The 7,018-nt window shown below is 68.4% G+C and carries 6 protein-coding genes; all 6 read left to right on the forward strand.

Annotated elements, in window-relative coordinates:
• Positions 1 to 10 precede the first annotated feature (10 nt).
• The 6 genes from ACTWQN_RS36835 (at position 11) to ACTWQN_RS36860 (ending at position 6,985) form a co-directional block, all read left to right on the forward strand.
• Positions 11 to 1,234: a CaiB/BaiF CoA transferase family protein gene (locus ACTWQN_RS36835; protein ID WP_443208305.1), complete on the forward strand. Its 1,224-nt coding sequence runs from the start codon at positions 11 to 13 to the stop codon at positions 1,232 to 1,234.
• On the forward strand, positions 1,231 to 2,019 hold the full coding sequence (locus ACTWQN_RS36840; protein ID WP_443208306.1) for an enoyl-CoA hydratase/isomerase family protein: 789 nt from the start codon (positions 1,231 to 1,233) through the stop codon (positions 2,017 to 2,019). The genes ACTWQN_RS36835 and ACTWQN_RS36840 overlap by 4 nt, the downstream gene beginning before the upstream one ends.
• A gap of 51 nt (positions 2,020 to 2,070) precedes the next feature.
• On the forward strand, positions 2,071 to 3,423 hold the full coding sequence (locus tag ACTWQN_RS36845; RefSeq protein ID WP_443208307.1) for an MFS transporter: 1,353 nt from the start codon (positions 2,071 to 2,073) through the stop codon (positions 3,421 to 3,423).
• A 32-nt stretch (positions 3,424 to 3,455) separates the two neighbouring features.
• Positions 3,456 to 4,214, forward strand: a complete 759-nt coding sequence (locus ACTWQN_RS36850) for an N-acyl homoserine lactonase family protein (RefSeq protein ID WP_443208308.1) — start codon at positions 3,456 to 3,458, stop codon at positions 4,212 to 4,214.
• A gap of 93 nt (positions 4,215 to 4,307) precedes the next feature.
• Entirely contained in the window at positions 4,308 to 5,459 is a 1,152-nt protein-coding gene (locus tag ACTWQN_RS36855) for a hydroxymethylglutaryl-CoA lyase-like TIM-barrel protein (protein ID WP_443208309.1), read from the forward strand.
• Positions 5,460 to 5,599: 140 nt separating this feature from the next.
• Entirely contained in the window at positions 5,600 to 6,985 is a 1,386-nt protein-coding gene (locus ACTWQN_RS36860) for an MmgE/PrpD family protein (RefSeq protein ID WP_443208310.1), read from the forward strand.
• Positions 6,986 to 7,018 lie beyond the last annotated feature (33 nt).

Raw genomic sequence — 7,018 nt, forward strand, 5'->3', positions numbered from 1 at the left:
AGGTCGGGCGGTGGATGGTTCTTTGCAGGGGCTGCGGGTATTGGACATCACCGCGAGTGTCGCCGGTCCGTTCGCCACCCAGATCCTCGGCGATCTCGGCGCCGACGTGATCAAGGTGGAGCGCGTCGAAGGCGGTGACGACACGCGCCGGTGGGGGCCGCCGTTCTGGCGCGACGAGAGCCCGATGTTCCTGTCGCTGAACAGGAACAAGCGCAGCCTGGCGCTGGAGTTGAAAAGCGCGGCGGGCCAGGACGTGCTGCGCAGGCTGATCGCGGAAAGCGATGTGCTCGTGCAGAACCTGCGACCCGGCTCGCTGGCCAAGCTGGGCTTCGACTACGCGCGGCTGCGGGAGATCAACCCGCGGTTGATCTACTGCGACATGACCGGCTACGGGCACACCGGCCCGCTGCGGGACCGGCCCGCCTACGACCCGCTCATGCAGGCCTTCAGCGGTCTGATGAGCATCACCGGCGAGCCGGGCCGGACACCGGTCCGCATTCCGGCCTCGCTGCTGGACCAGGGCACCGCGATGTGGACGGTCATCGGCGTGCTCGACGCGCTGCGGGTTCGGGATGCCACCGGCGTGGGCTCGCAGGTGCAGACATCGTTGTTGCAGACCGCGTTGATGTGGTTGCCCGCGCAGCTCACCGGCTACCTCGCCTCCGGCGAACTGCCCGTCAAGCAGGGGTCGGGAACGCAGGTGATCGCGCCGTACCAGGCATTTCCGACGGCCGACGGCCACCTCGTGGTGGCCGCTGGCAACGACAACCTGTGGCGGCGGCTGTGCACCGCGATCGACCGCGACGAGCTCAGCCACGACCCCCGGTTCGTGGACAACCCGAGCCGGGTGGCGAACCGGGAGGCGCTCGTCGAAACGCTGTCGGAGACGCTGCGGACGAGAACTTCCGCCGAATGGCAGGAGATCCTGGCCGGGACGGGCGTGCCGATCACGGCGATCCGAACCCTGGACGAGGTCGTCGAAGACGAGCAGGTGCGGGCCATCGGGATCCTGGAACACGTCGAGCACCCGCGGATCCCGGACTTCACGGTGATAAACACGCCGATCTGCCGCGACGGCGAATACCTCGGAACACCGTCGGCGCCACCGCAACTCGGTGAGCACACCGCGGAAATCCTCACCGAGCTCGGCTTCAGCGGTGCCGAGGTCGAGGAACTGGTCAGCAGCAAGGCCGTCGCCGCGGCGCGGGCCGGTTCAGGAAAGGAGACGCGATGAGCCACGCCGACGAGGAAGTGCACTACGAAGTCAGCGAACGGGTCGCCCGCATCACGATCGACCGGCCCGCGCGGCGCAACTCGTTGAGCCGCGCGGTGATGGCCACCCTGGTGGACCGGTTCGTGGCGGCCGACAACGACCCGCAGGTGTGGGCGATCGTGATCACCGCGACCGAGGACAAGGCGTTCTGCGCTGGCGCGGACCTCAAGGAGCTCGACGACCACGCGCGCGGCGCGAAACCCTTCCCGGTGCCGATGGGTGGGACGGGCCGGAACCTGCACGAGGTGGTGTTGGAGACCGGCAAACCCACCATCGCCTCGATCAACGGACCCGTGCTGGCCGGTGGCTGCGAGCTCGCGTTGGCCTGCGACCTGCGCATCGCGGCAACGCACGCGTTCATCGGGATGCCGGAGGCCAAGCGCGGCATGGGAGCGAATTTCGCGACCGTGCTGCTGCCGAGGTTGATCCCGCGTGCCATCGCGATGGAGATGCTGTACGTCGGGGATCCGATCTCGGCCGACGAAGCACTGCGGTGGGGGCTCTACAACAGGGTCGTGCCCGGTGAAGAACTGCCCGCCGCCACCGACGAACTCGTCGGGAAGATCGTGGCCAACGCGCCGCTGACGCTGCGCAGGTACAAGGAGATGACCACCAAGGGCTGGGACCTGCCGCTGCCCGCCGCGCTGCGGCTGAACGTCGGGCCCAACCCGTATCTCAGCGAGGACCGCGAAGAGGGCGTGCGCGCCTTCGTGGAGAAACGGCAACCGGTTTGGAAGGGCCGTTGAGCCCGCAGCTGGCCTTGTAAGCAGACCCAAGGAATGCATCGGGAGGCGACGGTGACTCGCGACAACGGAGTGCGAGGTAGGAAAGGTGCTTCGCCCAGGGCGGTTTCGGCGGCAGCACTGGTCGGCTCCACCATCGAGTGGTACGACTTCATGGTCTTCGGCACCGCCGCCGCCCTGGTGTTCAACAAGCTGTTCTTCCCGGCGTTCAGCCCGCTCGCCGGAACGCTCGCGTCGTTCGCGACGTTCTGGGCCGGGTTTCTCGCCAGACCCATCGGCGGCGTCCTGTTCGGACACTTCGGCGACCGCATCGGCCGCAAGTCGATGCTGGTGCTGACCCTGCTGCTGATGGGCGTGGCCACCTTCTGCATGGGCATCCTGCCCACCTACCAGCAGGTGGGCATCTGGGCGCCGGTGCTGCTGGTGGCGATGCGCCTGCTGCAAGGCCTGGGCCTGGGCGGTGAGTGGGGCGGTGCGGCGCTGATGACCGTGGAGCACGCACCACCGCGCAAGCGCGGCTTCTACGGGAGCTTCACCCAGGTCGGGGGTTCGCTCGGCCAGGTGCTCGCCTCCGGCTCGATCGGCGCGGTCGCGTTCCTGCCGGACGAGCAGCTGCTGTCGTGGGGCTGGCGGATCCCGTTCCTGCTCAGCGCGCTGCTGATCGTCGTGGGTCTGGTGATCCGGCTGCGGATCGTGGAATCGCCGGTGTTCCTGGAGTACAAGCAGCAGGATCGCGAAGCGGAGAAGCCGCCGGTGGTCGAGGTGCTGCGAACCCAACCGGGCAACGTGATCCGCGCGGCCTGCTCGGCGTTCGCGAACAACGCGATCATCTACGTCGTCACCGTGTTCACGCTATCCTACGCCGCCGCCGAGTTGGGGCTGTCCGAGGGCGTCATGCTCTCCGCCGTGGTGATCGCCTCGCTGGTCGACGCGCTCGCGATTCCGATGTGGGGAGCGCTTTCGGACCGGATCGGGCGACGCCCGGTCATCCTGGGCTCGGCGGTGGGGATGGTGCTGTTCGCGTTCCCGTTCTTCTGGTTGTTGGAAACCGGCAGCACACCGTTGATCTGGCTGGCGTTCACGGTCGCGATCGCCGGAATCCGAGCCGGGCTCTACGCGCCGCAGCCCGCGTACTTCTCCGAACTGTTCGCCACCGGGGTGCGCTACAGCGGAGCGTCGCTGGGCACCAACCTCGCCACCGTCGCGATGGGCGGCACGGCGCCGTTCATCGCCACCGCCCTGTTGGGCGCTTCGGGCGGTGCGTCGTGGCCGGTGTCGGTGTACCTGGTGGCGGTCGCACTGATCACCTTCACCGCGGTGCTCGTCAGCCCGGAGACGCTGAACACCAGCATCGGCGCGAAATCCGATGCCGTCCCGGAGTCGGGTATTCCGTCCGCCGCGTCCTGACCGGACGACCAGATGAAGTTGGGAGCTCGAAGATGGGTCTGACGATCACGCCGCTGCTCGTCGGCTGGATCAACGGCATGCCGAAACCCGCCATCACCTACGGCTTCGGCTGGGGCGAACTGCACGACTCGGCGATGCTGGTCTTCCTCATCGAGGGCGGCGATTCCCCGGTGATCGTGGACACCGGCACCTTGGGTCCGGAGTGGACGATGGAGCACCACGGATACACGCTCAGCCGTCCGCTGGACCTGGAGCCGAGCACGGTGCTCTCGGCGGCCGGAGTGGAGATCGGCGACGTCCGGCACGTGATCAACACGCACCTGCACTGGGATCACTGCTCGAACAACGCCCTGTTCACCGAGGCGAACTTCTACATCCAGGGCGCCGAGCTCGGCTACGCCGCCGACCCGCTGCCGGTGCACCGGGCGGCGTACGAGAAGAAGCGCGGCATCAAGCCGCCGTGGCTGGAGGTTTGGGATCGCATCGAGACGGTCCACGGCGACACCGAGATCCTGCCGGGCATCTCGGTGGTGTCCGTGCCGGGCCACACCCCCGGATCGCAGGCGGTGGTCGTGGAAACGGACGCGGGACGCTACCTGCTCGCCGGTGACCTGATCGACACCTACGAGAACTGGACGGGCAACGAGTCCGTCGAGCACATCCCGTCCGGGGTGCACACCGACCTCTTCCAGTACTTCGAGAGCTTCAAGCGGGTCGAGGGCCTCGGCTGCGAGATCGTCCCGAGCCACGACGCGGAAGTTCTGCAGCGGGGCCCCTTCGGCACCGCCTGATCGTTGAAGACTGTTTCGGCAGTGGTTTGCGTAGCGGTGCGGGTAGCGGAAAGCGGCTGCGCCGCTTGTATAACAGACCTAAGGAGGATCACCTTGACTGGTAATTCGCCGGGCACCTCCACCGGCTATCCGCAGATCACCATCGTCGAGGAGGGGATGCGGGAGGGGATGCAGATCGAGAGCGCCTCGATCTGCGTCCGCGACAAGATCGAGTTGATCGACGAGCTGTCCGCGACGGGGCTGCGCAACATCGTCGTCGGGTCGTTCGTCTCTCCGAAGTGGACTCCGCAGATGGCGGAGATCGACGCCATCGTCTCGGGGTTCACCCCGGTGCCGGGCGTCAACTACACCGGACTGGCGTTGAACGAGCGGGGCCGGGAGCGGATGCGCGCCTACATGCCGCCGCTGCGGGAACTGCACCCGTACCCGCGCACCCTGGTGCACGTCTGCGACGTCTTCGTGCGGCGCAACACCAACCGTTCGCAGCAGGCCGAGATCGAGGCGCTGCCCGCGGCGGTCGATCGGGCCGTCGCGGCGGGTGCGGCGCACGCGGGCATCGGCGTCAACGCGGCATGGGGATCGAACTGGTTGGGTGAATTCAGCCTGGACCAGCGGATGGACCTGCTGCGCCGCCAGCACCGGCTGTGGACCGAAGCCGGGATCGGGGTGCGCGAGGTGTTCATCGGCGACCCGATGGGCTGGAACTTGCCCGACCGGGTCGAGCAGCAGCTGCGGGCGATCCGCGCCGAATGGCCGGAGATCACCCGGTTCCACCTGCACCTGCACAACACCCGGGGCACGGCGCCGATCTCGGTCTACACCGCGCTGCGCACCCTCGACCCGGCATGCGAACTGGTGGTGGACACCACGATCGGCGGGATGGGCGGGTGCCCGTACTGCGGCAACGGCCGCCTGACCGGCATGATGCCGACCGAGGACCTGGTGGACCTCCTGGCCGAGCTCGGCATCCCGACCGGCGTCGACCTCGACCGGTTGATCGAGGTCGTGGTGCACGCCGAGCAGGTCGTCGGCCGCGAACTCTACGGCCACGTGTCGAAGGCCGGACCGCGCCCGCGCGGCGACCGGCTCTACCCGATGGACATGCCGTTCGTCGAAACCGCCGCCGAAGCACAGCACTTCCGACTCGGCCCCCAGGTGTACTCCGGCGCGCTCTCCCCGTGGAAAGAACCGATCACATCTCCGGCCCGAGACGAGCTGGAACAAAAGCCGAGAGCCCGTCCCTGAACTCGTTTTGCTTCGCGGCGCGGGTGGCGGAACCTCAGACGCAGTCTGAGAACCCGCGGCGGTGCCGGTTGCGAGGGTGGGCCAAGCGGCTACGCCGCTTCAAAACAAAACCAAAAACAGCCATGAAGAGGTGATGTGTGATGACCGCGAACAAGGCCGTCGGCCCGACCGAGGCGATCGCGGATTTCGTTCAACAGGCCGACTTCTCCACGGTGCCGGTCGAGGTGCGGGAGCGCGCCTTGGCGGCGTTCGTCGACACCGTGGGGGTGGCCATCGCCGGGCACGGTGACGGCGGCTTCCAAACGCTGCTGTCGACGATGCGCCCGGAGCTGCCGACCGGTCGCGCGACGATCCTGCCCACCGGGGAGCGCACCAGCGCGATGATGGCGGCGCTGCTCAACGGTGGCGCCGGGCATGCCCTGGATTTCGACGACGTCGCCGACCAGATCTACGGGCACCCCAGCGTTGTGCTCGTCCCCGTCGTGCTGGCGGTGGCCGAGGAGGTCGGCGCGAGCGGTCGCGACGCGCTGACGGCCTACGCATTGGGCTTCGAGGTCTGCTGCGCGATCGCCGCCACGATGCAGGTGCGCGAGCACTACCAGCGGGGTTGGCACTCCACCGCCACGATCGGCGTGCTCGGAGCGACCGCCGCGGCAGCGCACCTGCTGCGCTTGGACCACACCCGAACCCGGCACGCGCTGGGCATCGCGGCCTCCACCGCCAGCGGTAGCCGCCAGAACTTCGGCACCATGACCAAGCCGCTGCACCCCGGACTGGCCGCGCGCGACGCCGTGCTGGCGGCCAAGCTGGCGAGCAACGGGTTCACCGCCGACCCGGCCCAGCTGGAAGGCCCGCTGGGCTACCTGGCGATGTACGCGGACTCCGCCGATCCTTCGGCCGTCGCACGCGCGCTCGGCAACCCGTGGGAGTTGGCGCGCGTCGGGTTGAACGTGAAGAAGTACCCCTGCTGCTACAACACCCACCGGACAGCGGACGCGATTCTCGATCTGGTGCGGGAGAACCCGGTGCGGCCCGAGGACATCGCCGAGATCCGCCTGACCCTGGAACCGGACGGTTTCGACCCGCTGATCCACCGGCGCCCGCAAACCGGTCTGGAAGGCAAGTTCAGCCCGGAGTACGTGCTCGCGGCGGCGGTGCTCGACGGCAAGATCGCACTGGCGTCCTTCCACGACGAAGCGGTGCTGCGCCCGGCGGCGCAGCAGTTGCTGCGGCGGGTGAGCAGGCACGAGTCGGCCGTGCCGCCGATCGGGTCGGGGGAGTGGGAATTCGCGTATTCCGTCGTGGAGGTGGAGACCACCGGCGGCGAGGTCGTGCGCCACCGCACCGACGTGCCGCGCGGCGACTGCCGTGCCCCGCTGGGCAGGGACGATCTGGAGGCGAAGTTCCGCGACTGCGTGACCTTCGCCGGGACCGGCCTGGACGCCGACAAGCTGCTGGACGAGCTGTGGCAGCTCGAAACCACTGGCAGCGCTGGCCCACTGCTCAACCTCAGCGCCAGTTCCTGATCCCGCCGGGGGTGGTGGCGATTTCGCGCGAAA

The sequence above is a fragment of the Saccharopolyspora antiqui genome (assembly GCF_052246905.1).
In the GTDB taxonomy this organism is placed as follows: domain Bacteria; phylum Actinomycetota; class Actinomycetes; order Mycobacteriales; family Pseudonocardiaceae; genus Saccharopolyspora.